This is a genomic window from Aliiroseovarius marinus (assembly GCF_004360145.1).
Taxonomy (GTDB): Bacteria; Pseudomonadota; Alphaproteobacteria; order Rhodobacterales; family Rhodobacteraceae; genus Aliiroseovarius; species Aliiroseovarius marinus.
This window is the reverse complement of the sequence record NZ_ML178714.1, coordinates 59,412-84,777: the sequence shown is the minus strand read 5'-3', so window position 1 is coordinate 84,777 and position 25,366 is coordinate 59,412. Positions and strand designations below refer to the sequence as shown.

27 protein-coding genes are annotated in these 25,366 nt (G+C 59.8%); 12 read left to right on the top strand and 15 right to left on the bottom strand.

From position 1 onward, the window contains the following. Positions 1-127 precede the first annotated feature (127 nt). On the bottom strand, positions 128-724 hold the full coding sequence (locus EOL43_RS05115; RefSeq protein WP_133486220.1) for a nicotinate-nucleotide adenylyltransferase: 597 nt from the start codon (positions 722-724) through the stop codon (positions 128-130). Positions 725-740: 16 nt separating this feature from the next. Next, positions 741-1,325 (bottom strand): hypothetical protein, encoded by a 585-nt coding sequence (locus tag EOL43_RS05110; protein ID WP_133486218.1) that lies wholly within the window; start codon positions 1,323-1,325, stop codon positions 741-743. A 134-nt stretch (positions 1,326-1,459) separates the two neighbouring features. Between EOL43_RS05110 and ettA the strand changes: the two genes are divergently transcribed. The 4 genes from ettA (at position 1,460) to EOL43_RS05090 (ending at position 4,700) form a co-directional block, all read left to right on the top strand. Further along, positions 1,460-3,115: an energy-dependent translational throttle protein EttA gene (gene ettA / locus EOL43_RS05105; protein ID WP_133486216.1), complete on the top strand. Its 1,656-nt coding sequence runs from the start codon at positions 1,460-1,462 to the stop codon at positions 3,113-3,115. An 8-nt stretch (positions 3,116-3,123) separates the two neighbouring features. Next, entirely contained in the window at positions 3,124-3,543 is a 420-nt protein-coding gene (locus EOL43_RS05100) for a DUF2251 domain-containing protein (protein ID WP_166636202.1), read from the top strand. A 68-nt stretch (positions 3,544-3,611) separates the two neighbouring features. Further along, entirely contained in the window at positions 3,612-3,974 is a 363-nt protein-coding gene (locus tag EOL43_RS05095) for a ribonuclease E inhibitor RraB (protein WP_133486212.1), read from the top strand. A 234-nt stretch (positions 3,975-4,208) separates the two neighbouring features. Next, positions 4,209-4,700 carry a histidine phosphatase family protein gene (locus EOL43_RS05090; RefSeq protein ID WP_133486210.1) on the top strand — a complete coding sequence of 164 codons (492 nt, stop codon included), beginning with the start codon at positions 4,209-4,211 and terminating at the stop codon, positions 4,698-4,700. Here EOL43_RS05090 and EOL43_RS05085 read toward each other — a convergent pair. The 8 genes from EOL43_RS05085 to EOL43_RS05050 form a co-directional block, all read right to left on the bottom strand. After that, the gene (locus EOL43_RS05085; RefSeq protein WP_133486208.1) at positions 4,697-5,083 is read right to left on the bottom strand and encodes an acyl-CoA thioesterase; all 387 of its coding nucleotides are present in this window, start codon (positions 5,081-5,083) and stop codon (positions 4,697-4,699) included. The two genes, EOL43_RS05090 and EOL43_RS05085, sit on opposite strands and share 4 nt — an antisense overlap. An 80-nt stretch (positions 5,084-5,163) precedes the next feature. Then, the gene (gene hpaR / locus EOL43_RS05080) at positions 5,164-5,589 is read right to left on the bottom strand and encodes a homoprotocatechuate degradation operon regulator HpaR (protein WP_205669528.1); all 426 of its coding nucleotides are present in this window, start codon (positions 5,587-5,589) and stop codon (positions 5,164-5,166) included. Beyond that, positions 5,540-5,986 carry a 5-carboxymethyl-2-hydroxymuconate Delta-isomerase gene (locus tag EOL43_RS05075; protein WP_133486204.1) on the bottom strand — a complete coding sequence of 149 codons (447 nt, stop codon included), beginning with the start codon at positions 5,984-5,986 and terminating at the stop codon, positions 5,540-5,542. Before EOL43_RS05075 ends, hpaR begins: the two co-directional genes overlap by 50 nt. A gap of 74 nt (positions 5,987-6,060) precedes the next feature. After that, positions 6,061-7,293, bottom strand: a complete 1,233-nt coding sequence (locus tag EOL43_RS05070) for a Tm-1-like ATP-binding domain-containing protein (protein ID WP_133486202.1) — start codon at positions 7,291-7,293, stop codon at positions 6,061-6,063. Next, a complete protein-coding gene (locus EOL43_RS05065) occupies positions 7,290-8,657 on the bottom strand; it encodes an aldehyde dehydrogenase family protein (protein WP_240686475.1) in 1,368 nt (455 codons plus the stop codon). The genes EOL43_RS05070 and EOL43_RS05065 overlap by 4 nt, the downstream gene beginning before the upstream one ends. Beyond that, entirely contained in the window at positions 8,639-10,279 is a 1,641-nt protein-coding gene (locus EOL43_RS05060) for a tripartite tricarboxylate transporter permease (protein ID WP_133486200.1), read from the bottom strand. Before EOL43_RS05060 ends, EOL43_RS05065 begins: the two co-directional genes overlap by 19 nt. Positions 10,280-10,286: 7 nt before the next feature. Then, complete coding sequence (locus EOL43_RS05055; RefSeq protein WP_133486198.1) at positions 10,287-10,976, bottom strand: tripartite tricarboxylate transporter TctB family protein; 690 nt, start codon at positions 10,974-10,976, stop codon at positions 10,287-10,289. A 78-nt stretch (positions 10,977-11,054) separates the two neighbouring features. Beyond that, complete coding sequence (locus EOL43_RS05050; protein WP_133486197.1) at positions 11,055-11,996, bottom strand: tripartite tricarboxylate transporter substrate-binding protein; 942 nt, start codon at positions 11,994-11,996, stop codon at positions 11,055-11,057. Positions 11,997-12,112: 116 nt separating this feature from the next. Here EOL43_RS05050 and EOL43_RS05045 point away from each other — a divergent pair, with 116 nt between their 5' ends. Both EOL43_RS05045 and EOL43_RS05040 read left to right on the top strand, forming a co-directional pair. Continuing rightward, the gene (locus EOL43_RS05045; RefSeq protein ID WP_338068768.1) at positions 12,113-12,979 is read left to right on the top strand and encodes an IclR family transcriptional regulator; all 867 of its coding nucleotides are present in this window, start codon (positions 12,113-12,115) and stop codon (positions 12,977-12,979) included. Further along, the gene (locus EOL43_RS05040) at positions 12,976-14,328 is read left to right on the top strand and encodes an aspartate aminotransferase family protein (protein WP_133486193.1); all 1,353 of its coding nucleotides are present in this window, start codon (positions 12,976-12,978) and stop codon (positions 14,326-14,328) included. The genes EOL43_RS05045 and EOL43_RS05040 overlap by 4 nt, the downstream gene beginning before the upstream one ends. A 42-nt stretch (positions 14,329-14,370) precedes the next feature. Here EOL43_RS05040 and EOL43_RS05035 read toward each other — a convergent pair whose 3' ends face one another. From EOL43_RS05035 to EOL43_RS05020, 4 genes are read right to left on the bottom strand one after another with little or no spacing between them, the layout of a single operon-like run. Further along, a complete protein-coding gene (locus EOL43_RS05035; protein WP_133486190.1) occupies positions 14,371-14,739 on the bottom strand; it encodes a VOC family protein in 369 nt (122 codons plus the stop codon). 53 nt (positions 14,740-14,792) lie between these two features. Continuing rightward, positions 14,793-15,104, bottom strand: a complete 312-nt coding sequence (locus EOL43_RS05030) for a 2Fe-2S iron-sulfur cluster-binding protein (RefSeq protein WP_133486188.1) — start codon at positions 15,102-15,104, stop codon at positions 14,793-14,795. A gap of 26 nt (positions 15,105-15,130) precedes the next feature. Next, positions 15,131-16,420: a type I glutamate--ammonia ligase gene (locus tag EOL43_RS05025; protein ID WP_133486186.1), complete on the bottom strand. Its 1,290-nt coding sequence runs from the start codon at positions 16,418-16,420 to the stop codon at positions 15,131-15,133. Positions 16,421-16,461: 41 nt separating this feature from the next. Next, positions 16,462-17,721 (bottom strand): cytochrome P450, encoded by a 1,260-nt coding sequence (locus EOL43_RS05020; protein ID WP_133486184.1) that lies wholly within the window; start codon positions 17,719-17,721, stop codon positions 16,462-16,464. 85 nt (positions 17,722-17,806) lie between these two features. On the opposite strand from EOL43_RS05020, the gene EOL43_RS05015 reads away from it, so the two are divergent. After that, positions 17,807-18,517, top strand: a complete 711-nt coding sequence (locus EOL43_RS05015; RefSeq protein ID WP_133486182.1) for a type 1 glutamine amidotransferase — start codon at positions 17,807-17,809, stop codon at positions 18,515-18,517. Here EOL43_RS05015 and EOL43_RS05010 read toward each other — a convergent pair. Further along, the gene (locus EOL43_RS05010) at positions 18,514-19,164 is read right to left on the bottom strand and encodes a GntR family transcriptional regulator (protein WP_133486180.1); all 651 of its coding nucleotides are present in this window, start codon (positions 19,162-19,164) and stop codon (positions 18,514-18,516) included. The genes EOL43_RS05015 and EOL43_RS05010 overlap by 4 nt on opposite strands. Positions 19,165-19,402: 238 nt before the next feature. Here EOL43_RS05010 and EOL43_RS05005 point away from each other — a divergent pair, with 238 nt between their 5' ends. The 5 genes from EOL43_RS05005 to xsc all read left to right on the top strand — a co-directional run bounded on the left by EOL43_RS05005 (position 19,403) and on the right by xsc (position 25,313). Beyond that, the gene (locus EOL43_RS05005; protein ID WP_133486179.1) at positions 19,403-20,800 is read left to right on the top strand and encodes an aminotransferase family protein; all 1,398 of its coding nucleotides are present in this window, start codon (positions 19,403-19,405) and stop codon (positions 20,798-20,800) included. A gap of 99 nt (positions 20,801-20,899) precedes the next feature. After that, the gene (locus EOL43_RS05000) at positions 20,900-21,490 is read left to right on the top strand and encodes a GNAT family N-acetyltransferase (RefSeq protein ID WP_133486177.1); all 591 of its coding nucleotides are present in this window, start codon (positions 20,900-20,902) and stop codon (positions 21,488-21,490) included. Between the two features lie 92 nt (positions 21,491-21,582). Further along, positions 21,583-21,885, top strand: coding sequence for a hypothetical protein (locus EOL43_RS04995; protein ID WP_133486175.1), 303 nt, complete (start codon positions 21,583-21,585; stop codon positions 21,883-21,885). A 55-nt stretch (positions 21,886-21,940) separates the two neighbouring features. Beyond that, positions 21,941-23,419 carry a MocR-like pyridoxine biosynthesis transcription factor PdxR gene (gene pdxR, locus EOL43_RS04990; protein WP_133486173.1) on the top strand — a complete coding sequence of 493 codons (1,479 nt, stop codon included), beginning with the start codon at positions 21,941-21,943 and terminating at the stop codon, positions 23,417-23,419. Positions 23,420-23,537: 118 nt separating this feature from the next. Continuing rightward, a complete protein-coding gene (gene xsc / locus EOL43_RS04985) occupies positions 23,538-25,313 on the top strand; it encodes a sulfoacetaldehyde acetyltransferase (protein WP_133486171.1) in 1,776 nt (591 codons plus the stop codon). Positions 25,314-25,366: the final 53 nt, after the last annotated feature.

Below are 25,366 nucleotides of genomic sequence, written 5' to 3'. Positions count from 1 at the left end.
ACCCCAGCCCCCAGTCCCGCCAAAAATGCGCGTCTTGAAAAAGGGTTATTCATGGGGCGAGTTAAACCGCTGGCTTTCGCGCAATCAAGACGGAAACCCGCCGATCAGCACAATCTTTCTGACAGGTTCACCAGTCGCCGCGCGCCCGGATCTGTGACGAAGACACATCCACCATCGGCACATTCACCAAAGACCACGCCGGGGCTTCGGACACCCGCAGTTTCGCGGCCTGCCGCCCAGTGATCTGCGCCGCGCGAAACCGGCGTGCCGCCTTAGACACACGCGCCGCGCCGCGATCCCCCGGCCGGGCCAAGATTCCAATCGGCACGTGCGACATGATCCAGTCCCACTGTTCCCAGCGATGGAAATCCGCCAGATTGTCGGCGCCCATTAGCCAGACGAAATGCACACCCGGATAAAGTGCAATCAGCGCCTTCAGCGTTTCCGCCGTATAGCGCGTTCCTGTGTGTGCCTCGATCTGCGTGACCTTCACGCGCGGATGCTGCATCACGTCTCGTGCATGGTCGAGACGCTGCTCCAGCGGCGCGGGCCCATGCGCCTTCAACGGATTGCCCGGTGTCACCAACCACCACACCTGATCCAGCCCGAACCGCTTCAACGCCTCGCGCGTGATGTGCACGTGCCCCTCATGGGCCGGATCAAACGACCCCCCCAACAGGCCAATCACCTGACCGGGGCGTGCATATGGGTAGCGATGTCGCATCATATGGCCCGTCGTCCTAGCTGGGACATTTCAGATAGTCTTTCAGAAGCTCTGCCCAAGACGCCTGTGGATCGAAACCCGGGACGAGACCGTCCCCCTCGATCGTACCCAAGACCGCTTTCATACCATGCGCAATCATGTAATCCGGTCGGTAGTTCGGGGCACCTTGCGACTTTGCCATGCTGCAGATGCGGGCATGTCCATCAGAGCCATCACCTTTGAACTTCTCGAACGCAGCCGTAATCCGTGGCGCCCAGTCTTCGCCAACGGCATTTGCGACATCCATGATAAGAACCTGATAGGCGCCATGGGCCGTCTTGTCCGAGACCCGACGGGCGTCAAATTCCCCACGCAACTGTAAGACAACGACCATTTCAATCGCTCGCGCATCATCCCCATTCTCAAAACACCGTTTCAGACTGGTCGCCAGATCCGCGGGCGAATAGTCTCTCCTGGCTTCCTCGGCACTTATGCACGGTAGATTATGTGTGGGGCGCAGGTTGCCCTCGGTGTAGATGTTAGTGATCTGCGCCAATGCAGGTGCATAACTTGCAACAAGGGCAAGGATCGGAACAATCGGGGAAAACAATCGGTAAATCATGACAGCAGCGTTACATGTTGTCTTTCAAGAGGTCCAGCCACCACAGATACCCAGCGCGTTTGTCGCTCTTGTGTTGCACCACTGGTCGCACATAGTTATCAGGTCGTGACACGAATTTGCTGAGGACGCGCAATATGGCCGCTTATCAATATGTCTACCACATGGATGGTGTTTCCAAGACCTACCCCGGTGGCAAGAAATGCTTTGAAGACATCCGCCTTAGCTTCCTGCCGGGCGTAAAGATCGGTGTGGTCGGTGTGAACGGCACCGGTAAATCGACCTTGATGCGGATCATGGCGGGCATCGACAAGGACTTCACCGGCGAGGCATGGGCCGCCGAAGGCGCCAAAGTCGGCTATCTGCCGCAGGAGCCCGAGCTGGACCCGTCGCTGGATGTGCGCGGCAATGTCATGCAGGGCGTGGCCGAAAAGAAAGCCATCCTCGAGCGCTATAACGAGCTCGCCATGAACTACTCAGACGAAACCGCCGAGGAGATGGCCAAGCTGCAGGACGAGATCGACGCCCAGAACCTCTGGGATCTGGACGCGCAGATCGACGTCTCGATGGAGGCCCTGCGCTGCCCCCCCGATGACGCCGACGTCACGACCCTCTCGGGTGGTGAGAAACGCCGCGTTGCGCTGTGCAAGCTGCTTCTGGAAGCGCCCGACATGCTGCTTCTCGACGAACCGACCAACCACTTGGACGCCGAGACCATCGCGTGGCTGCAACAGCACCTGATCGACTACAAAGGTACCATCCTGATCGTCACCCACGACCGTTACTTCCTGGATGACATCACCGGCTGGATCCTTGAACTCGACCGTGGCCGCGGCATCCCCTACGAAGGCAACTACTCGGCATGGCTGGAACAGAAAGCCAAACGGCTGGAGCAAGAGGCCCGCGAAGACAAATCCAAGCAGAAAACGCTGGAACGCGAGCTGGAATGGATGCGTCAGGGTCAGAAAGCCCGTCAGGCCAAATCCAAGGCCCGTATCGCCGCCTATAACGAGCTCGCCAACCAGTCCGAGCGCGACAAAGTGGGCCGTGCCCAAATCGTCATCCCCAACGGCCCCCGTCTGGGCGGCAAGGTGATCGAGGTCACTGGCCTGAAAAAGCACATGGGCGACAAGCAACTGATCGAGAACCTCGACTTCTCGCTGCCCCCCGGCGGCATCGTCGGCGTCATCGGCCCGAACGGCGCCGGTAAATCGACGCTGTTCAAAATGCTGACCGGTCAGGAACAGCCCGACGAAGGCACCGTGGAACTGGGTGACACTGTGAAACTGTCCTATGTGGACCAGTCGCGCGATGACCTGAACGACAATGACACCGTCTGGGAAGCCATTTCCGGCGGGGCCGAGATCATCGAACTGGGCGACGCGCAGGTGAACTCCCGCGCCTATTGTTCCAGCTTCAACTTCAAGGGCGGCGATCAGCAGAAGAAGTTGAACCTGCTGTCGGGCGGTGAGCGCAACCGCGTCCACATGGCGCGTCTGTTGAAAGAGGGCGGCAATGTGCTCCTCCTCGACGAACCGACCAACGACTTGGACGTGGAAACCCTCCGCGCGCTTGAAGACGCACTGGTCGACTTCGCCGGCTGCGCCGTCGTCATCTCGCACGACCGCTTCTTCCTTGACCGGATCTGCACCCACATCCTCGCCTTCGAAGGCGACGCCCATGTGGAATGGTTCGAAGGCAACTTCGAGGATTACGAAGAGGACAAGAAGCGCAGACTGGGACCGGATGCGCTGGAGCCCAAGCGCTTGAAGCATAAGAAGTTTACGCGGTAGCACAAATCGTGTCGGCTTCTGATCCTGTCAGAATAACTCCTACGGAAGAAGTGGTTCTTAAGACCTCTTCTTCCGTTTCGGGACACGCTTGTGTTTTTGAGGACGATGGGACGACGGGATACCTGTATGCTTTGAAGCCAGCCGAAAATGGCGACGCTATTGGTCCCATTGCTGACGCTGTTCTTGTGTACCAGTACACTGAAGGAAATCCGCGACAACATAGTGCGGAACTCCAATTTCATTGGACTGAATCCGGTAGTTGTTGTGGCCTTGCGTTGGATGGCCACCTCTATGCACTATTCGACTTCGATACTCAGACTGGCTTTAGCATTTCCGGTTTCCCGCCAGCCTCTGATGCCGATGGTTGGGCGCGTTCCAAAGAAATGGCGGATGCATATAAACTGCTTTCGATTGTTCAAGATGATTAGCATAAGTTTCTTGAGCTGTGATGGCGGGTACAACGGCTAGAATAGCTAGATAACAAGAGACAAACCGCATGACCGCAACGCTTGATGAACTTGTAGTCGAAAATCAAAAACTTCTCGAAGGCTTTGCTTCAGACGGCGTCGATCTAAACCAAGAGTTCCAGTTTGTCTTTCGAGTGGTTTTGCCGAACAAACACGCGGCAAGGCAATTCAGAACCTATATCCGTGAACATGCTGAAACGCTATTTCTCGGCTCACGGTTTGAGCTGATGCTGGTCGCCGACTATCGAGATTTCGCGGAATTGCAAATCGAGTTCAACATGAAAGCCGAACCGAAACTGGTTTCCCAAGTCGAGTATGCATTGCATCGTGAATCACGAGCATTTGGCGGTGAAGACGTAGATTGGGAGTTCAACAAAGCGCAATCTGCCTGATATCCAGTGACTGGCACCTGAACCCTGGGTGGGCGGAACGCCCTGTCACGCCGAAGGCGTGCCTCTGGCACGACGGGGAGGGTCATCTCTCGGCGATTGCAAGCAATCACCTGCCGATCAGCGGGGCGTTGTCTGGCCTATCGGTCGGACGGTTTGCTGTCAGCACCTCCCCCAAAACTAGCCACATCCCCAACCCCTTGCTAAGCTTCCCCTATTAAGAAGAGGGGAAATATTATGAAGAGAAGGGTATTTCTGGCGCTGACGGGCGCTGGGGTTTTGATGGCATGTGCGCGTCCGGGTGTGCTCGGGCTGGCGCCGAACACTACGTTGATCATCGTGCGGCATGGGGATCGGACAGGGGAAAATCTGAATGCCATCGGGCGCGCGCGGGCGCAGGCTTTGGTGGGGGCGCTGGATGGGGTCCATGTCGATGCGATCTATTCTCCCAGCGTGCAGCGCAATCTGGACACGGCGCAGCCTCTGGCCACGGACCGCGATCTGCCAATCAACCGGTTGCCTGCCAACGGCATGGCCGAGCGGTTGCTCACCGCGTCCGCTGGCAAAACAGTCGTTTGGGTCGGCAACAAGGGCAATCTACGAGAGATCTGGGAGGCCCTCGGCGCGGGCGGAGAGCCGCCGTTGAACTACGGTGACCTGTTCATCGTCTCGTCCAATCGCTTTGGCATGCTGCAGGTGGATCGCAGGCAGCACGGACCAGCCGTCTAGTCTTTCTTCACCGGGACCGGGGTGCCGTCATCATCCAGCGAGACGAAGACAAAGACGCCCTCGGTCACCTTGTGCTTGGATCGGCCACGATCACGTTCCGACCACGCCTCGAGCGTCACAGACATCGAGGTGGTGCCAACCCGTGTGACCTCGCCATACAGGCACAAAACGTCGCCCACTTTAACTGGCGAGATGAACTTCATCGCGTCCACCGCCACGGTGGCCACGCGCCCGCCAGCGTATTCCGCCGCCAGCACGCCACCTGCGATGTCCATCTGGGACAGCACCCAGCCGCCGAAGATGTCTCCGGCCACGTTGGTGTCCTTGGGCATGGCAAGCGTGCGCAGGATGATGTTGCCTTCGGGGGCGTCAGTATTGGACATTGGGGGGCCTCGTTCTTTGCTTACCTCTGCGTAAGCCGCGCCAAGCCCCCATGCAAGAACGCCGTTACGTGACACCCGGATCAGGCTGCGCGGGCGACGTCGTAAAGCTCGTTCAGCAGATCCAGAAGCGTTTCCATCCTCTCGGTCCCGAACTTGTCTTCCAGATCCTCGTAAATCCCGGCCGCTTTCTGCGACATGGCGTTGTATTTCGCCCGGCCTTCTTCGGTGATCTGCACGCGGCGGCGGCGGGCGTCGGTGTCTGCTACACGCTCGATCAAGCCACGCTCGGTCAGGGTTTTCAGGATGCGCGACAGGCTGGGCGGCATCAGGACGCAACGTTCGGCCAATTCGGTGGCGCAGCAGGGTTTGCCTTCGGCCAGCACGCGGACCACGCGCCATTGCTGGACCGTCAGGCCGATATCGTCGAGTTCCTGACGGAAGGGTTTGAGGGTCGCCTCACGGGCGTGGAGAAGTGCCAGAGGCAGGGCGCGATCGAGTTTCTTCATCATTGTCAGTCCTTTCGCGGATGGCCGCGTGGATCGTGCTCCAACCTTTCCGGCTGAAGCGGGTTTCGATTTCCTGAACCTCGAGACTAAGAATGAAGGGCGTGTCGCCCATCTGTGGGCGCAGCGCGTCCTCAACCGCGCTGTAAAGGGTGTCGGCGATGGCCTCGCGCGTGGCCTCGTCCCGTCCCTGCCCTAATCTGAGGATCATATCCAGGAAGTGATACCCGCCTGCCCCATCGCCAATGGCGTCGATGTCAGCCTCGAACCCACGCACGCGGATGCCGCCAATGGGACACTTCCCAGTGGCGACCAAAGCCGTGCGCATGGTTTCGGCCAAAGCGGAAAGATCCGCGTGCTGGCCCAGCCCATTGCTGAATTCGAATGACAGGTGTGGCATGTTCACTCCTTAACACCGACAATAAATACCCGTCGCGCCTAGATTGCAAATCATTGCGGGTGCAACAAGTTGTCTCAGGGGGTAACCAGGCCCGACGCCACCCACGCATCGAATTCCTCCAATACGCGATCCGAGAACGCGGCGTCATTGATATGGCTGTCCAACTCGATCAGCGTCACGTTGTCGGGGCAATGAGTGCGGATTTCGTCGATGAAGGCAGCAAGCCCGTCCGCGTCATGCAGCGGGCCACCGGGACGGTCCCATTCATTGCCACCCTCAAGCGGCAGGATCAGGTTCACCGGACCTTTCGCACCTGCCAATTGCGTGCACATGGCCCGCGCCATCTCGCACCGCTGGTCGGGGGTCATCATGACCGAGGACAGTAGGCGGTTATGCGCATGTACCTCTTGGCCGGCTAGCTTCGGCGGAATGTCCTGCCAGCCGATGAAATCCACCAGATCGTAGCAACCGATGGACACCATCTGAGGTGTTCCTGACGCGCCTGCATTGGTCATGCGGTCGGGGCCAGCCGAGATGGTCGAGCCCATGATATGGTTGCCCAACTCTTGCGGTGCGAAATCCAGAACGGCAGCAAAGGCACCCTCGCCCGCAAGGCTTTCAAACGCCCGCCCGCCCATGCCTGTGGCGTGGAACACGGCGACTTCAAACCCGCGCTCTTCCAGCGCCGGTTTCAGGCTGACCATATAGCGCAGCACGGTTTTTCCGAAGCTGGTCATGCCGATCAGCGGTTTTTGGAAGTCCGGTTTCTCGACCGCACGGGCCGCACCCAACACGGCACCTGCCGCCTGTGACAGCGATGCTTTACAGATCGAGTTGAGGCCATAAAGCCCACCTGCCCAGAGGATCATCTGCACATCGGCAGGCAGTCGTTCCGGCGGGATCAGGGGCGAGAAGCTGACCGTCGACACGACGTATTTCGGCACCCCAATCGGCAGCGCCTGACACAGGTCCAGCGCCGCATCCGTGCCCATCGTGCCGCCCAGCACGATCAGCCCGTCAAACACGCCTTCACGGTAGAGTTTCAACGCCAAAGCGGCCGAGCCCTGCGCCATGATCTGCATGGCGGTGTTCTCGTCCCCGCTGTCGATGGCGGCTTGGATGGACGACCCGCCGGCCTCTGCCACGTCATGTTTGGAATAGTCACACGGCGCGCTGGGATCCCCCAGAACCGAGATGTCCATTGTCGCGACATCTCCGCCCTGCGCCCGGATCACATCGGCGATATAGTTCAGTTCGTCATCTTTGGTGTCATAGGTCCCGACGACCAGAATTGTCTTATCGCTCATAGCTGCATCCATGCTGTCTTGAGGTCGAAATACTTGTCGAAGGCGTGCATCGACTTGTCATGGCCATTGCCCGATTGCTTGACGCCGCCCAAAGGCACCGTGCCATCCGCGCCGCCATAGGTGTTCACGTGGACCACGCCCGCCTGAATATCGCGCACCATGTTGTGCGCGCGGCTGAGGTTCGAGGTCCAAACCCCCGCAGCCAAACCGAATTTTGTCGAGTTGGCGATGGCCACAGCTTCCTCATCCGACTTGAACGGTGTGACCGCCAGCACCGGGCCGAAGACCTCATTCTGGGCCACGTTGTCTTGCGGCTTCACGCCTTTCAGCACGGTCGGCTCCATGAAGTATCCGCCGGTGTCCTCCATGATGCGCGCGCCGCCAAGTGCGATCACGGCGCCCTCTTCCACGGCTTTCGTCACGAAGTTCAGATTGCCTTCCAACTGCGTCAGGTTGTTCACCGCGCCGATATTGGTGGTCAGGTCCAAGGGGTTGCCCACCTTCATCGCCGCCGCATGACGCGACAGCGCCTCGACAAACTCGTCATGGATACTCTCTTCGACCAACAGGCGCGAGCCTGCCACGCAGACCTGCCCCGCATTGCGGAAGATCCCGGCGGCGGACACTTTGGCCGCTTGCTCCAGATCCGGCGCGTCGGCGAAAACCACGTTGGGGGACTTGCCGCCCAGCTCCAGATAGCACCGTTTCAAGTTCGACCGCGCCGAGTATTCCAACAGCCGTCGCCCGACCCCTCCAGAGCCGGTGAAGACCAGAACGTCCACGTCCATCGACAGGGCCAGCGCCTCGCCCGTGACGGACCCGGCCCCGGTCACAACGTTCAGCACGCCATCCGGCAGTCCGGCCTTGGCGGCCAGCTCGGCGAGTTTCAGAAGCGACAGTGAGGCGGTTTCGGCAGGTTTCAACACGACCGAGTTCCCCGCCGCCAGCGCGGGTGCCAATTTCCACGCGCCGATCATCAGCGGGAAGTTCCACGGGACAATCGCACCCACGACACCCACGGGTTCCTTATGAACAAGCCCAAGCACGTTGCCCGCGGTTGGGGCAATCTCGCCATAAACCTTGTCCAACGCCTCGGCATAATAGCGGAAGGTGCCCGCCGCCGATCCCGGCTCGGCCTTCAGGGCCATGCCGATCTCGGTCCCGTTATCGCGCACACCCAGAACGGCCAGTTCCAGCGCGTTGGCCTCGATCAAGTCGGCCAGCTTGTGCAGCACCTTCTTGCGATGCGCGGGGGCTGCCCGCGACCAACGCCCGTCGTCAAACGCCCGCCGTGCCGCCGCAACCGCCCGGTCCACATCCGCTGCGGACGCCCGTGCGATCGTGGTCAGTCTTTGTCCGTCAATCGGCGAGAGAACGTCTTGCGTTTCGCCCTCAGCTTCTTGCCACGCTCCGTCAATATATAGTTTCTGCGGCGCGACAGGATGGCGGGAAAGCTCGTTGATGCGTGACTGATCTGCCATTCGTCTTTCTTTCTTTCCTTATAGTCCAGCCAGACCCGGCGGAAATGCAGGGCCAGAACCAGAACGATCATTCCAAACAGGATCGCCGCGATAGGGCGATCGATAAAGTCCAGTGGGGTCTTCACGCGCGCCATAGCGCTGCGAAGTTTGACCTCCATGATGCCGCCCAGAACCATGCCCAGAACGATGGGCACGACGGGCAGTTGCATGCGTTTCATGACGAAGCCGAAGATGCCGAAAGCGGCGGCGATGATGCAGTCGGTCAGCGAGTTGCGCAGCGAATAGACCCCCACAAAGCTGAGGACCAAGATGCAGACGCCTAGGAAGCGGTTCGGGATCTTTACCACTTTGATCAGCTGGTTTGTCGCGACCAATAGGAAGGCCACCACAAGCACGTTCAGGATCAGCAGCGCGAGGTACAGCGCCACCACGAAGTCCATGTCGTTCTGGAACAGCTGCGGGCCGGGGATCACGTTGTGGACGTAGAACACGGACAGCATCATGGCCGTCAGCGCCTCGCCCGGAATGCCCAGCGCCAGAAGCGGCACCATGGCGGCACCGGGGACCGCGTTATTGGCAGTCTCGGCCGCGATCAGCCCTTCGCTTGATCCATGCCCGAAATCCTCGGGCCGCTTGGAGGACTTCTGCGCGTATGTGTAGGACATGAACTGCGCCGTGAACTCGCCCACGCCGGGGATCATGCCCATGACCACGCCGAATGTGGCAGAGATACCTGCGATGCGTGGGTGGCGGGCCAGTTCGCGGAAGCCTTGGAAAAAGCTGCCCTTCAGCTTGGTCAGGCGCACTTTTTCGTCGTCACCATGCAGCAGGGTAAAGGCTTGGCTCAAAGCAAACAGCCCCAGCACCACAACGATCAGATTCACGCCACCGGACAGCCAGCTTTGGTCGAACGTATAGCGTTTCGAATAGCTGGCTGGATGTAGGCCAATGGTGTTCAGCCAGATGCCGAAACACGCCATCGCAGCCGCAATCAGTGTGTGTTTCCGGTGTGCCGTGACGACAAGGATAATGCCCAGAAGCGCGGCCAAGAAAATCTCGCGCGAGCCGAACATTGGGGCGATTTTTGCCAGAATGGGTGCGAAGAAGATCAGGCAAACGACCGAGAAGATGCCCCCAAAGAAGGACGAGCTATAGGCCAGCGACAGCGCGCGCCGCGCCTCGCCTCGTGTGGTCATCGGGTAGCCGTCATAGGTGGTCAGCGCATTCACCGCCGTGCCCGGCGTGTTGATCAAGATCGCGGGGATGGATCCCCCGTACATCGAACTGCCATAGATGCCCAGCAACACGGTCAGCCCGACAATCGGGTCCATGGAAAACGTCGCGGGCAACAGGATCGCAATGGCGACCGCCGGACCCACGCCAGGGATCGCACCGATCAGCACACCACCGACCGAGCCCACCAAAAGCGCCAGCACCACATCCCAACGCGCCAGAACCGAGGAACTGGCCTGCACTTGAGCAAGGAAGTCGTAGATCAGGTCCATGCTGCCCTCAGAAATTCAGGATAAAGAACGAGCGCAGCGCGCCCGGAAGGTATTCATAGAGCGCCGCGCCGGGGATCTTCACTTGCAGGAAGCTTTTGAAGACCAGCACAACGGTGACCGCGAAGACGCCCGCGCTCCACATCATCAAGCGCGAGCGATAACCCACCCGCCATGTCAGGATCAGCGAGAACGCGATGGTAACCGGCAGATAGCCGATCAGCGGCACCAGAAGAACATAGGCTAGGAACCATCCGGCCCATTCGAAGACAGACGCCCAGATCTTGGCTTCGCGCCGGTCGGTCCAGTGCTGGTACAGCCACGTCACGCGGATGATGGCCACCAGAAACACCATGGGGGCAGCAGCAATCGGACCGAGCCACAGCGCCAAGCCAATGGCCAGCACGGCCCAGAACAGGCTTTCAGCCCATTGGAACCAATCTGCCTCGCGCATCCAGCGCGGCAGACGACGGGGCTTACGGGGAAGATGCCAGAAATGCAGCGCGGTGAACAGCACCATGCCCCCAACGCCAATTGCGGGCCAGAACCGCGGCTGTGCAAAGAAGTCTTTGCCTTTCAGCCACTTGGTTTGATCTTCAATGGCAGCCAGCAATAGCGTGGCGCAGATCAGAAACAGGGCCGCGAACAACACCTGACCGCGCTGTGGCCGGTCGGGATGTTCTGTGATTTCGTCGCTCATATCAGGCGCTTTCCGGGGGCTTGGTCGTCACGCGGGGCCAGCCAAAGCCAGCCCCGCAAAAGGTCGTATCAGAGGGGATTACTCAAGGATCCCGCTGATCACCGCACCAGTTTCCTGATCGGCTGCGATGCGTGCGGCCGAGGCTTCGGCATCCATCCAGTAGACCAGCGCGCCGGTCTCTTTGGCGACGGCCTGAGCACGCTCGCTCATCACGGTTTTCGACGCGACGGCTGCGATCTTCTCGCGCACGTCGGCGGGGGTGTCCTTGGTGACGAACAGGCCGTTCCAGAGTGCGATGTTCAGCTGCGAGTCCAGTTCGCCGATGGTGGGTGTGTCGGGCACAAGGCTGATGCGGGTGTCGGTGATCGACATCAGGACTTTCACGTCATCCAGACAGGGCAGGATCAACTGCAGCGTAGTGTTGATCACGTCCGCGTCGCCCGAGGCCAGCGTGTTGCAGTCCAGCGCGTCGAAGGCTGCGTCCGAGCCCCACTCAAATCCCGCGTTCTTCGAATAAGCCTTCGTCACCTGCGTCGGCGTCAGCACGTCACCAAAGTGACCCAGCGCCACGTCATTTTCCTTGGCATAAGCAGCCAGTTCTTCCATCGAGCTATAGGGCGCGTCGCCCGAGGTCGCCACGACGAAGGGATAGGTCAGAAAGATGCCGATCGGGTCGAACTTGGCCGGGGCCAGCTCGTCAATGCCGATCTCGTGGCCGATCACAGGCACGGCGGGCACGAAGCTGCCGATGGTGTAGCCGTCAGCAGGCGCGGTTGCCACGTCGATGGCACCGGGGAACGGACCGCCGCCGCCACCAGGCTTGTTCACGACCGCTGCCGACACGCCGTACTCCGCCTGGAAGTCTTCCGCGATCATGCGTGTCAGCACGTCTTCCAGATCGCCCGGAGGCCACGGCACGATGAAGCTGACCGGCTTTTCCGGATATTCGGCCAGTGCGGGTGCGGCGACCATGGTTGCGGTTACGGCCAGTGCGCCAGCCAGAATGGATTTGGTTTTCATGACGGTCTCCCTGTTTCGTCAAATCGGGCTTCATCTATTCGGTTCATTATTTGAACCATCGGTTTTAAAATAGATTGACAGACGGGAGTGATTCCTGTCAACAAAACAATGAACATATGAACGAATTTCTGCACAGGACGCTTGCGACCATGGGCAGAACCCAACCGGAAGGCCCCATGGGAACAGCATCCAAAGCCCTGTCATTGCTGAATTATTTCAGCCGCGCCCAATCTCAAATCGGGCTAAGTGACTTGGCACGCCTATCAGGTATGAACAAGGCAACTGTCTATCGCCTGATGGGCGAACTGGCCGATCATGGATTCGTTGAGCAGGTCGGCGCGGGTCGGGAATATCGCCTTGGCCCCGCCTTTTTGCGACTCGCAGCTCTGCGCGAAAAAGCTGTTCCGATGCGCGAATTGGCGCTGGCTGAGCTGACAAAACTCAGCGAGTTGACAGGCGAAACCTCGCATATGTCGCTCCTAAACGGAGAGGTTCTGTCCAACCTCACCTACAGCTACGCGCATAAGCACGGCACGATGGTGATGATGGAAGATGCCGAGGTGCTCGAGCTGCACTCGACTGGCTCGGGCTTGGCCGTCTTGGCCTTCTCGCCCGCCCCGTTCGTCGACGCCATTCTCAGCAAACCACTGGTCGCGCGCACCCCCGAAACCGTCACCGATCCCGCAGCCATTCAAGCTTTGCTGCCGAAGATTCGCAAACGTGGGATGGCGTGGTCGATTGGTGGCTATGAACGGGATGTCTATTCCCATGCCGTGCCGATTTTCGACGCCGGATCGCAGTGCATCGGTGCGATGGCCGTCGCAGCCCCGGTCTCGCGTATGACGGACGAGCTGCGTGCCACGATCCAAACCGAACTTGCCCTTGCTGCCCGCCGTACCACGCGCGTGCTTGGGGGCTTCCCGCCTGACAGTTTTCCAAAAATCAACCCCACAGACTCTCCTGTAGAAAGCGAGCTGACATGAAAGATTCCAACTTTCTGAAAGAAAAGAACGCCCGTTCGCTCTGGCATCCAATGGCGCATCCCGCCGACAGCCTTCAGAACCCGCCAACCATCATCACTGGCGCCTCTGGCGTGAAGATCAAGGACGTCGACGGGCACGAGGTCGTCGACGCAGTGGGCGGGCTGTGGAACGTGAACCTTGGCTTCTCGAACCAGAAGATCAAGGATGCGATTTCCGCGCAGTTGGACACCCTGCCATATTATTCGACCTTCCGCGGCACCACGAATGACAAAGTGATCGAGCTGTCCGAGATCCTGCGCGACTTCTTCGCGCCGGACGGGCTGACGCGAGCGTTTTATACCTCGGGCGGATCGGACAGCGTGGAGACGGCGCTGCGTCTTGCGCGCCAGTATCACAAGGTGAAGGGCGACACCGGTCGGACCAAGTTCCTGAGCCTGAAGAAGGGCTATCACGGCACCCATATGGGCGGCGCATCGGTAAATGGGAACGCCAATTTCCGCACCCAATACGAGCCGCTTCTGCCCGGCTGCTATCATATCCCCGCGCCTTACACCTATCGCAACCCGTTCAACGAAACAGACCCCGAGCGTTTGGCCCAGCTCTGCCTGCAAGCGATGGAAGACGAGATCGCATTCCAGGGCGCAAACACCATCGCCGCCATGATCATGGAACCCATTCTGGGCGCAGGCGGCGTCATCCCGCCCCATGAAAGCTTCATGCCGGGCGTGCGCGAGATCTGCTCGAAGCACGGTATTCTGCTGATCGCGGATGAGGTCATCACCGCCTTCGGTCGTACCGGCGGCTGGTCGGGTAGCCGGTATTGGGGCGTGCAGCCTGATTTCATGTGTACCGCCAAGGCGATCACCAACGGCTATTTCCCATTCGGCGCGGTGATGATTGCCGACCACGTGGTTGAAACCTTTGAAAAAGATACGACCGGCGCGGCTGCCATTGGTCACGGCTATACCTATTCCGGACACCCTGTCGGTGCCGCCGCAGCCGTGGCCTGCATGGAAGAAACCATGCGCCTGAAGGTGAACGAAAACGCCGCCGCCCGTGGGGCCGAGCTGTTTGCGGGCCTGCAAGAGCTGGCGGCGCAGCATGACATCATTGGCGACGTGCGTGGGGGTCATGGGTTGATGTGTGCGCTGGAGCTGGTCTCGGACCGCGCAACCAAAGCGCCAATCGACAAGAAGACCATCGGCACCCTGCAAGAGGTCGCCTATCAGAACGGCGCGATGGTGCGCGTCTCGGGTCCGAACGTAATCATGTCACCGCCTCTGGTCCTGACCTCGGACGACGTTCAGACCATTCTGAGCGCGCTGAAAGCGGGTTTCGCCGCGGTCTAAAGCTTTCTCAAACAACCAAAGGCCGCCCCAACCGGGCGGCCTTTATCTATGCTGATCTATCAAAATCGGGAAGCCATCTGGGTCGGTAACGACAAAGCTGCCCGGCCCCTCAGCCCCACCCTGTTCCTGCGTGACCGCGATCCCCGCCGCCTGAAGCCGCGCCTTAATCGCGCGCACATCGTCGAGCGGATCAACATTGGTGGCATTCTGATCCCAGCCAGGATTGAAGGTCAGCATCGCCCCTTCAAACATCCCTTGGAACAGCCCCACCAGTGTGTCGCCGTTCTTCATAATCAGATAGTTATGTTCTTCCGTGCCGGCATAAGCGGTGAAGCCCAATGCCTCGTAAAACACCTTCGACGCGGCCAGATCCTTGACGCCAAGGCTGACCGAGAACGCTCCGAGTTGCATGATGTGATCCTCCCTTTGCCACAAGTGTAGCACATGGGCGGATCACCGAGGGTTTAGACCGGGACGATTAACCGAATACCGTCCAAATCATCCGACGCTTCGATCTGGCAGGACAGACGCGAGGCGTCGGTCACTTCGCCATCTGCCATGTCCAGCATCGCCTCTTCGAAGTCGCCTTTTTCGCCGGTTTTGGACAGCCAATCGCTGTCGACATGGACGTGGCACGTCGCGCAGGACAGAGAGCCGCCGCATTCGCCCTGAATGCCTGCGATATTGTTCGCTGTAGCGGCTTCCATCAGGTTCACGCCCGTCTGGACGTCAGCCACGACTTCCTCGCCCCCAGGCAAGACCCAGGTTACTTTCATCTCGTATCTCCTTGTTATTTCTTCGTTTAGACGAAGTTCACATAGAAATCGCGCAGCCCGTCGCCCTCAAGGTCTCGGGTCTTGATGACCTCTTTGCGCTTCATGAAAATGTGGTTATCGACCAGCAAACGGCCAACACGGTCGCCCAACACGGTGTCGGCCTCCAGATCGTTCATCGCCGCTTTCAGGTTCACCGCCGTGCCCTCCTTGGCCTCGGTGCGATCAAATCCGTCGCCGCCTTCAATAGGTCCAAGCGGATAGTTATTCTCGAGCCCCAACAGAGACGCCTGCAACACCGCCGCCACCGCCGTATAGGGATTTGCTGTCGCGTCTGCCATCCGGTGCTCCAACCGCGATTTCGCACCGCCCTCGCCGGAAATCCGGGTGGTGACATTGCGGTGATCCCCGCCCCAGTTGCGCCAGTAGCCCGACAGCGATCCCGGCTGCAAACGCTGGTAGGAGTTCGTCGTGGGTGCGACCAGCCCGGCAAGCCCCTTGTGATGATGCATCAGGCCCGAGATACAGCCGCGCGCTAGATCATTCATATGATCCGGCCCACCGACGGGTCCGTTGTCCAGCGCATTGCCGCCCGAACGGTCCCGGAAGCTATAGTTGATATGCATCCCCGAGCCACCCGCCTCGGCAATTGGCTTCGGCATGAAGGTCAGGACCAGCCCGTGCTCCAGCGCAACTTCGCGGGCCATCTGGCGGAACAGCACGATGTCGTCCACATGTTTCAGCGCCTCATCAAAGGTCAGCGTGAACTCGAACTGAGGGCTATCGTATTCGCCCGTCATCATTTCGAGATTAAAGCCCAGCTTCTCGGCGCGTTCCCAGATATCATCTGTGAACCGCAGAGGATCGGTAAACGGTCCTGTACCATAGACCACGCCACCCGGCGCGTCATAGGGGACAAGGCGGCCGATCTCGTTGGCCATCAGGGCAAAACATTCCAGCTCGATCCCGACCATCGGGGTCAGGCCGCGTTCTTCCCACGCTGCAATGGCGCGCTTCAGCGCTTGCCGTCCGCACAGCTCCAGCGGCACGCCGTCTTGGTCATACAGGTCACCGATGACAATCTGCGTCGAGGCCTCCCACCCCTCACGGATGTCTTCGGCCCGCCAGCGCAGCTCCATATCCGGCAGACCTTGTTTCATCATCGCGCCCGGCGCGTCCAGAAGGTCTTTGTCGTAGTGCACGCCATAGGTGGACCGGCAGAACCGCGTGTCCCCGGTGCCAATTTTCGAGCCGGGCAGATATTTGCCGCGCAGTATGCTCAGATGATCAAGCCACAAGGCCCGCAAACGATCTTTCATGTATCCTCCCTGCCCGGTGAACCGGGTCGCCCCTTTTGGGGTTATTTGGCCTGCATGGTGACAGGCAATTCCTTGATCCCACCCACGAAATTCGAGCGTAGGAATTTGTGGTCCCCGGCAGGTTCCACCATTTTCACGCGTTTCGCCAGTTCTTCGAACAAAACCCGCACCTCAAGCCGTGCCAGATGCATGCCCAAACAGACATGCGGCCCGCCTTGCCCGAAGGACATGTGGCGGTTGGGGCTGCGGTGCAGGTCAACGCGGAACGGGTCGTCAAAGACCTCGTCATCGCGGTTGGCCGAGGACCACCAGAACAGCACCTTGTCGCCTTCTCTGATTTGCTTCCCATGCATCTCGTGATCCCGCGTCGCGGTGCGGCGGAAATAGAGCGCGGGCGTGGCCCAGCGGATGATTTCATCGGGCGCAGTAGCCCAAATGTCGCCGCCGTCCTGCATCTGACCCAGCAGTTCGGACTGATGCGCCATCGCCTGAATGCCCGCAGCAATCGAATAGCGGGTGGTGTCATTGCCAGCCGCCACGAGCAGACAGAAGAAATTGCGGAACTCTTGTTCCGGCATCACATGGCCGTCGCGGTCCGGCTGCATGATCATATGCAGCACGCCATCCGTGTCGCCTTTGCGGTTCTTTTCGTCGATCAGGCGCTTGGCATAGTCAAACAGCTCGGCTCCGGCGGGCGAGTTGAACGGCATCATGCGGTACTCGTCCGTCTCCATCTTGTCCAAGACGTGATCGGTAAAGTCCGGGTCTGTGTTGGCGATCAAGGCGTCGCCCTTCTCGACCAGCCACGGCAGGTCTTCGTCCGGGGTGCCGATGATCCGGCCCAGCATCATCATAGGAAGCTGACGTGCAATCATCTTGGTGGCATCGAACGTCCCGGTCTCAAGCGCCGCATCCAGAATAGGGTGACACAGTTCGCGGATCTGATCCTCGAACCCGGCGACCACAGGGCGCGAGAACGCCTTCCCCACCATCACACGGGTCTTCATGTGCTCGGGCGGATCGGTTTCCTGAAAGGTGCGGCGGGCCAGATATTCCTCGTATGTCTGGTCCTCCATCCGGATCCCGCGGGCCGAGGACATCAGCTCGTAGTTCCGGTTCAGCTCGGTGATGTCGGCGTGGCGCACCACGTTCCAGAAGCCCTCGCCCCCGTCCCAATCGGTCCAGCTCAGCGGGTCTTCCCGGCGCAGACGCGCAAAGGTGTTGTGCGGGGCGCCATTCACGAAGGTGTCGTGGCTGGACAGATCCGCAAATCCATCATCCTGTGGGGTCCAAACGGTCATGCGCACCTCCGTGGCGTTTTTATATTGTACTTAGCGCGTCTATAAATATATTAAGGAACATGTTAAGTATGTAAAGGGCGAAATCATGCGCATCGCAATTCTGATGGCAAACACCGATGAAAGCAGCTTTGCCGATCAGCACCCGAAGGACGGCGAGAAATGGACCACGTTGTTGGCGAACCAGCGCCCGGATTGGGACTATGTGGCCTTTTCCGTAAAGGATGGTGACTTCCCGCAAGAGCTTGAGGTCTTTGATGGTTTCGTGATCACCGGCAGCCCGGCATCGGTGCATGACGATGACGCGTGGGTCGGGCAGCTGTCAGATCTGATCCGCACCCTTCACGCCCAGAAGGCCCCGCTCTTCGGTGCCTGTTTTGGGCATCAAGCCATTGCGAAAGCCCTTGGGGGCAAGGTTGAAGCGAACCCCGGCGGCTGGGTTTTCGGCTCGACTCAGATGGGTATCAGCACCCCCTCCCCGTGGGTCGAGGCACAGCGATTCCGTCTGTATGGTGCGCATATCGAGCAAGTGACCCAGATGCCCGAGGGCGCAACCAATATCATGACCTCCGAAGGCTGCCCCATCGGCGGGTTCCGTATCGACGATCACGTCTTCACCACGCAAAACCATCCGGAAATGACGCCAGACTTCATTGCAGCCTTGATTGATGAGTTGGAAGGCGAAAAGCCCGCGGAGGTGATCGCACGCGCCCGTACCTCACTTGCACAGCCTGCGGACGGCCCTCAGTTCGCGGAATGGATCGTCAGGTTCTTCGAGCACGCGAACGCGCAAGGCTAACCCAGCGCGGCCAGCAGATCCGTCACAGTCACGCGGTCGAACAGGACATGTTCGGTCATCAGGGCGCGCGCCTCGTCCACCTTGTGGGCAAGGATCAGCTCGGCAATCTGCCGATGCTCGCGCGCGCTTTCTGCAATTGCGCCGGGATTGCGATAGCGGGCGCGGTAATAGGCGATCAGCTTGCGCCCGTTCATCTTGATCATGTCCAGAAGGAATGGGTTCCCGGCCGCCTCGGCCACCTGTTTGTGGAAGGCAAGATTTAGGGTGTAGTAGCCGTTTGGATCGCCATCCCCCTTGTCACGCGCATGGACCTCGCAAGCCTCGACGATCTGCATCAGGGCAGCCCCATCTTCGGCCCCGATCCGACGCGCAGCCAACCCTGCCGCCTGCCCTTCCAGCTGGGCGTTCACTTCGAGAATGGACAGAAATTCTTCAAAGCTGGGTTTGAACAACACAGCTCCTTTGCGCGGCGGGCGCGTGACCAATCCCATCGCTTCCAGCCGCAGCAACGCCTCGCGCAAAGGCGTGCGCGAAACCTCGTATTGCGCGATCAGCGCGTTCTCGTCGATCGCCTCGCCGGGCGACAATTCGCCCCTGTCAATCGATGTCAGGATTGCATTCAGCACGATTTCGGTTTGTCCAGCCATGCGGGCAGTTAAGCAAATCCTGCAGGGAATTCCAGCTTTCGCGCGCATTCCGTGTTATATTTCAATGGCAGCCAACCAGTTAGCCCCGCGCAGCTCGCGGTTTCGCACTAATTCTGGATATAATCTAATAGCGGGCTGGCCCTATTTTCGTTTGCGATTTCCGAGAAGATATTTGATCAAAGAATCTCTGTTCCCACGGCCCGCTTCGCACGGGGAACCTTCAGCACCGGAGGACGTCATGGACGGTCAAATCAAAGAAAACGATATCAGCCACGTAGTCGAGGCCGATAAGGCCCATGTCTGGCACCACCTGACCCAGCACAAGCCCTTTGAAACCGGTGATCCCCGCATCATCGTTGAAGGCAAAGGCATGCGCGTGTGGGACCAGAACGGCAAAGAATACATCGATGCCGTGTCGGGTGGCGTCTGGACCGTAAACGTGGGCTATGGCCGCGAAACCATCGCTGACGTCGTACGTGACCAGCTGGTGAAAATGAACTATTTCGCTGCGGCTGCGGGCTCGATCCCCGGCGCGCTGTTCTCTGAGAAGCTGATCGAAAAGATGCCGGGTATGAGCCGTGTCTACATCACCAACTCGGGCTCGGAAGCGAACGAAAAGGCCTTCAAGATGATCCGTCAGATCGCCCACAAGCGCTATGGCGGCAAGAAAACCAAGATTTTGTATCGCGACCGCGACTATCACGGCTCGACCCTTGCGACCATGTCAGCCGGCGGTCAGGACGAACGCAACGCGCAGTATGGCCCCTTCGCACCGGACTTCATCCGCGTGCCGCATTGCATGGAGTACCGCAAGCACGAGCTGGGACTGGAGCATCTGTCGGGTGCCGAGTTCGGCCGCGCTGCTGCTGACGCGATTGAAGAGGTCATCCTGCGCGAAGGTCCGGAAACCGTTGGCGCACTGTGCCTTGAACCCATCACCGCAGGCGGTGGCGTCATCGAAGCGCCCGAAGGCTACTGGCCGCGCGTGCAGGAGATCTGCGAGAAATACGACATCCTGCTGCATATCGACGAGGTCGTCTGCGGTCTGGGCCGTACCGGCACATGGTTTGGCTATCAGCACTATGGCATCAAGCCCGATTTCGTCACCATGGCGAAGGGTGTGGCCTCGGGCTATGCGGCGATTGCCTGCTGCGTGACCACCGAGCGCGTGTTTGACATGTTCAAAGAAGATGCCTCGGACCCGATGGGCTATTTCCGCGACATCTCGACCTTCGGCGGCTGCACCGCTGGTCCCGTCGCCGCGCTGGAAAACCTGCGCATCATCGAAGACGAGGGCCTTTTGGAGAACACCACCAAGATGGGCGAGCGCATGATGGCGAACCTGAACGCTTTGGCCGAAAAGCACGCTGTCATCGGCGACGTGCGCGGCAAGGGTCTGTTCCTGGGCGCCGAGCTGGTCAAAGACCGCGAGACCAAGGAACCGGTTTCGGAAGCCGAAGTCGGTGCCGTTGTTGCCGATTGCGGAGCGCAGGGCGTGATCATCGGCGCGACCAACCGCTCGCTGCCCGGCCGCAACAACACGCTGTGCTTCAGCCCAGCTCTGATCGCGACCGAACAGGACATCGACCGGATTTGCGAAGCCGTGGACAACGCTCTGACCAAGGTCTTTGGCTGATCGCTCCTAAATTGGACTGGTCAAAAAGTTCAAAGGCGGCTCTGGAAACAGGGCCGCCTTTTTCGCATCACGATCAGGTTCAACAAAAGGATCAGTATCATGTGGCCAGCCCCCGTTACCCTTACCGGCACTCACGTTACGCTTGCCCCCCTCAGCCTGGACCATGCACCAGCTTTGAAAGAGGCCTGTGCAGACGGGGAGCTGCACCGCTTATGGTACACCTCAATCCCCAAGCCCGAGGACATGGAGGCCGAAATCATCCGGCGCCTGTCTCTGCAGGACGCGGGATCAATGCTGCCCTTCTGCGTGATGACGCCAGACGGCACGCCGATCGGCATGACGACCTTCATGAATATCGACGCCACCAACAAGCGGGTCGAGATCGGATCGACGTGGTATCGCACATCTGTCCAACGCAGCCCGCTGAATACCGAAGCCAAGCGGCTGCTTCTTACCTACGCCTTTGACGACTTGAATTGTATCGCGGTCGAGCTCCGCACCCATTTCATGAACCATCAAAGCCGGGCCGCGATTGAACGACTGGGCGCCAAACTGGATGGCGTGTTGCGCAGCCACATGGATCAGGGCAACGGGGTGCTGCGCGACACAGCGGTCTATTCGATCATCGCGTCGGAATGGCCCGCCGTCCGAGCAAACCTGACATGGCGGCTTGAAAAGCCAAGAAAATAAGGGCGTTCACCATCCCGTGATCCGGCAGGACTGGACAATTAACCATTTTGTTCTATATTTGTTCTCACTCGATGTGAACAAAGGAACGCGCCATGGCCCAGCCCAGAAGCCTGCCCCCGACGCCGAAACAGACGGACTATGCCCGCGCGATCGCGTCAAAGCTTGGCGCGGCGATTCCGGCAGACGTGGCGCAAGATCGTGCTGCCCTGTCAGGCTGGATTGGCGAACATCAGGCCCGCTTGAAAGCCCGTGCCACACAGCCTCGCGACACACGGGCGACCTCGAAACAAGTAGCATATGCCGAGCGTATCGCGCGCGCCAAGCGCCGGTCGGTCCCGGACGAATGCTTTCGCGATGCTGGGTTGATGTCAGCCTGGATCTCGTCCAATCGCTGAGAAGTAGAGTATATCCAGATTGCACCCCAACTAGGTCCAATATAAGGTGCCCTTTATGGCAGCACCTGTTGAGACATTCTTTCTGGACCCTGACGCCCAGGGCACCCTTCAAGCGCAGATCCAGCAAATGATCGCCGAGGCGATCCTGTCCGGACGCCTGCCCCGTGGCGAAAAGCTACCCTCGACCCGAAAACTGTCGACCCATCTTGGGGTCAGTCGGATCACGGTTACGCTGGCCTATACCGAACTTCAGGCGAATGATTACTTGTCCTCTAAAGGGCGGTCGGGCTTCTATGTGTCGGAAAACGCACCAGAACCGCCCAGCTTCCAACCCCGCGCCCGCGGCGAGGATAAGGTCGACTGGCATCGCGCCATCGGCAACCACTTTACCGGGGGCAGCACACCCAAGAAGCCGCAGAATTGGCGGCAACAGAAGTATCCCTTCATCTATGGGCAGGCCGACCCAAAACTCTTTGACCACAACGCATGGCGCCTATGTGCCCTTCGCGCATTGGGGCACAAAGACCATGAAGTGATGATGGGCGACTACTATGATCAGGACGATCCGCAGTTGATCGAATTCATCGCCCGCCACATCCTGCCGCGTCGCGGCATTCTGGCCCGACCAGAGGAAATCCTGATCACCTTGGGCGCACAGAACGCGCTGTGGATGGCCGCGCAGATCTTGCTGACCCAGCGCCGGACCGCTGCGATTGAAGATCCTTGCTATTACTCGCTGCGTGACGTGCTGACCCAAAGCCGCTGCCATCTGGTCAACATCCCCGTCGACCGCGACGGCCTGCCACCCGAGGCCCTGCCCGATGGCACAGACGTGATTTTCTCGACGCCCAGTCACCACAGCCCGACAACGGCCACCATGCCGATCGAACGCCGCAAGGCGCTGCTCGCGCGCGCCAAGGAATTGGACGCTGTGATCGTGGAAGACGACTATGATTTCGAGATGTCGTTCCTGAAGCCCCCCTCCCCCGCACTGAAGTCCTTGGACCGCGAAGGGCGGGTGATCTACGTGGGCAGTTTCTCGAAATCACTGTTTCCGGGACTGCGCCTTGGCTACATGGTCGGGTCTGAACCTTTCATCCGCGAAGCCCGCGCCCTGCGATCCGCCGTGCTGCGCCACCCGCCCGGCCTGATCCAACGCACCGTCGCCTATTTCCTGTCTTTGGGCCATTACGACGCTCTGATCCGCCGGATGGGCAGCGCCTATCAGGAGCGGCGCGAAGTGATGAATCAAGCCATCGACGATGCAGGGCTGAGCATTGCTGGACGGGGCGTTTTTGGGGGCTCGGCCTTCTGGATGCGAGCACCTGAAGGGGTGGACATGGGCCAACTGGCCGGGCAGCTCAACGCCAAGGGTGTCTTGATTGAACCCGGCACGCCCTTCTTCCGCGGCCCCAATCAGCCCACCAATTTCTATCGGATCGCCTATAGCTCGATCCCAGCTGCGCGCATTCCCCAAGGGATATCGCTGATCGCAGACGAGATCGCAGCCGCTGAGAAATCTGGCGCCAGATAGCTGAGACAACTGGCCCTATAGGCTTTGGGTCGCGCTGCCTTAAAAAGATCTAGGAAAACCGATACTGCGGACGAAACGATTTCGCCGCACGACCACCAATTCAAGGGAGAGCGTCACAATGAAGATGACCACGGAAGAAGCGTTTGTCAAAGTGCTTCAGATGCATGGGATTGAGCATGCGTTTGGGATTATCGGGTCGGCGATGATGCCGATTTCGGACATTTTCCCGGATGCGGGGATCACCTTCTGGGACTGTGCGCATGAAGGCTCGGGCGGGATGATGGCTGACGGCTACACCCGTGCGACCGGCAAGATGTCGATGATGATCGCGCAGAACGGCCCCGGCATCACCAACTTCGTGACCGCCGTGAAAACAGCCTACTGGAACCACACCCCGCTGCTGCTGGTCACCCCGCAGGCCGCCAATAAGACCATCGGCCAGGGTGGCTTCCAGGAAATGGAACAAATGCGCATGTTCGCTGACTGCGTGGCCTATCAGGAAGAGGTGCGCGACCCCGCCCGTGTGGCCGAGGTTCTGAACCGCGTGATCATGAACGCCAAGCGTGCCTCGGCACCGGCGCAGCTGAACATCCCGCGCGACATGTTCACCCAGATCGTCGACATCGATCTGCCGGCGATTGTTGAGTTTGAGCGCCCCTCGGGCGGTGCTGACGCGGTGACTGAAGCGGCCAAGCTGATCTCGGACGCCAAGAACCCGGTGATCCTGAACGGCGCAGGCGTTGTCCTATCGAAGGGTGGCATCGAAGCCTCGAAGCGGCTCGCCGAGCGTCTGGACGCCCCGGTTTGCGTGGGCTACCAGCACAACGACGCCTTCCCCGGCTCGCACCCGCTGTTTGCAGGTCCGCTGGGCTATAACGGCTCGAAAGCCGGGATGGAGCTGATCAAGGAAGCAGACGTTGTTCTGTGCCTTGGCACCCGCCTGAACCCGTTCTCGACCCTGCCGGGTTACGGCATGGAATACTGGCCGTCGGATGCGAAAATCATTCAGGTCGACATCAACCCCGACCGCATTGGCCTGACCAAAGCCGTGACCGTGGGCATCGTGGGCGACGCCGCCAAAGTGGCCGAAGGCATTCTGGCACAGCTGAGCGACACTGCCGGTGACGCGGGCCGCGACGAACGCCGCGCCCGCATCGCGCAGAAGAAATCGGCCTGGGCCCAGCAGCTGACCGAGATGACCCACGAGGACGACGATCCCGGCACCACCTGGAACGAACGCGCCCGTGCGGACAAGCCCGACTGGATGAGCCCCCGCATGGCGTGGCGCGCGATCCAGCAGGCGCTGCCGAAAGAGGCAATCATCTCGTCCGACATTGGCAACAACTGCGCGATCGGCAACGCCTATCCGTCCTTCGAGGAAGGCCGCAAGTACCTCGCCCCCGGCCTGTTCGGTCCCTGTGGCTATGGTCTGCCGGCTGTTGTTGGCGCCAAGATCGGCTGCCCGGACGTGCCAGTTGTGGGCTTCTCGGGCGACGGTGCCTTCGGCATCGCGGTGACCGAGCTGACCGCCATCGGCCGCGAGGAATGGCCCGCCGTGACCCAAGTGGTCTTCCGCAACTACCAGTGGGGTGCGGAAAAGCGGAACTCGACACTGTGGTTTGACGACAACTTCGTCGGCACCGAGCTGGACCAGCAAGTGTCCTACGCCGGCATCGCCAATGCCTGTGGCCTGAAAGGCGTCGTCGCCCGCACCATGGACGAACTGACCGCCGCGCTGAACCAGGCCGTGGCAGACCAGAAGAACGGCATCACCACCCTGATCGAGGCGATGATCAACCAGGAACTGGGCGAACCCTTCCGCCGCGACGCGATGAAGAAGCCGGTCAAAGTCGCCGGCATCAACAAAGACGACATGAAACCGCAACAGGTTTGATGAAAGCTCCCGGGCGCGGGATCCCTCGCGCCCGGAGTTTTGGCGGGTCCCCA

Bases quoted from the DNA above. Each gene is read 5' to 3' on its own strand.
- EOL43_RS05115 (WP_133486220.1), bottom strand. From the start codon at position 724: ATGCGACATCGCTACCCATATGCACGCCCCGGTCAGGTGATTGGCCTG.
- EOL43_RS05110 (WP_133486218.1), bottom strand. From the start codon at position 1,325: ATGATTTACCGATTGTTTTCCCCGATTGTTCCGATCCTTGCCCTTGTT.
- ettA (WP_133486216.1), top strand. From the start codon at position 1,460: ATGGCCGCTTATCAATATGTCTACCACATGGATGGTGTTTCCAAGACC.
- EOL43_RS05095 (WP_133486212.1), top strand. From the start codon at position 3,612: ATGACCGCAACGCTTGATGAACTTGTAGTCGAAAATCAAAAACTTCTC.
- EOL43_RS05090 (WP_133486210.1), top strand. From the start codon at position 4,209: ATGAAGAGAAGGGTATTTCTGGCGCTGACGGGCGCTGGGGTTTTGATG.
- EOL43_RS05085 (WP_133486208.1), bottom strand. From the start codon at position 5,083: ATGTCCAATACTGACGCCCCCGAAGGCAACATCATCCTGCGCACGCTT.
- hpaR (WP_205669528.1), bottom strand. From the start codon at position 5,589: ATGAAGAAACTCGATCGCGCCCTGCCTCTGGCACTTCTCCACGCCCGT.
- EOL43_RS05075 (WP_133486204.1), bottom strand. From the start codon at position 5,986: ATGCCACACCTGTCATTCGAATTCAGCAATGGGCTGGGCCAGCACGCG.
- EOL43_RS05070 (WP_133486202.1), bottom strand. From the start codon at position 7,293: ATGAGCGATAAGACAATTCTGGTCGTCGGGACCTATGACACCAAAGAT.
- EOL43_RS05060 (WP_133486200.1), bottom strand. From the start codon at position 10,279: ATGGACCTGATCTACGACTTCCTTGCTCAAGTGCAGGCCAGTTCCTCG.
- EOL43_RS05055 (WP_133486198.1), bottom strand. From the start codon at position 10,976: ATGAGCGACGAAATCACAGAACATCCCGACCGGCCACAGCGCGGTCAG.
- EOL43_RS05050 (WP_133486197.1), bottom strand. From the start codon at position 11,996: ATGAAAACCAAATCCATTCTGGCTGGCGCACTGGCCGTAACCGCAACC.
- EOL43_RS05045 (WP_338068768.1), top strand. From the start codon at position 12,113: ATGAACGAATTTCTGCACAGGACGCTTGCGACCATGGGCAGAACCCAA.
- EOL43_RS05040 (WP_133486193.1), top strand. From the start codon at position 12,976: ATGAAAGATTCCAACTTTCTGAAAGAAAAGAACGCCCGTTCGCTCTGG.
- EOL43_RS05035 (WP_133486190.1), bottom strand. From the start codon at position 14,739: ATGCAACTCGGAGCGTTCTCGGTCAGCCTTGGCGTCAAGGATCTGGCC.
- EOL43_RS05030 (WP_133486188.1), bottom strand. From the start codon at position 15,104: ATGAAAGTAACCTGGGTCTTGCCTGGGGGCGAGGAAGTCGTGGCTGAC.
- EOL43_RS05025 (WP_133486186.1), bottom strand. From the start codon at position 16,420: ATGAAAGATCGTTTGCGGGCCTTGTGGCTTGATCATCTGAGCATACTG.
- EOL43_RS05020 (WP_133486184.1), bottom strand. From the start codon at position 17,721: ATGACCGTTTGGACCCCACAGGATGATGGATTTGCGGATCTGTCCAGC.
- EOL43_RS05015 (WP_133486182.1), top strand. From the start codon at position 17,807: ATGCGCATCGCAATTCTGATGGCAAACACCGATGAAAGCAGCTTTGCC.
- EOL43_RS05010 (WP_133486180.1), bottom strand. From the start codon at position 19,164: ATGGCTGGACAAACCGAAATCGTGCTGAATGCAATCCTGACATCGATT.
- EOL43_RS05005 (WP_133486179.1), top strand. From the start codon at position 19,403: ATGGACGGTCAAATCAAAGAAAACGATATCAGCCACGTAGTCGAGGCC.
- EOL43_RS05000 (WP_133486177.1), top strand. From the start codon at position 20,900: ATGTGGCCAGCCCCCGTTACCCTTACCGGCACTCACGTTACGCTTGCC.
- EOL43_RS04995 (WP_133486175.1), top strand. From the start codon at position 21,583: ATGGCCCAGCCCAGAAGCCTGCCCCCGACGCCGAAACAGACGGACTAT.
- pdxR (WP_133486173.1), top strand. From the start codon at position 21,941: ATGGCAGCACCTGTTGAGACATTCTTTCTGGACCCTGACGCCCAGGGC.
- xsc (WP_133486171.1), top strand. From the start codon at position 23,538: ATGAAGATGACCACGGAAGAAGCGTTTGTCAAAGTGCTTCAGATGCAT.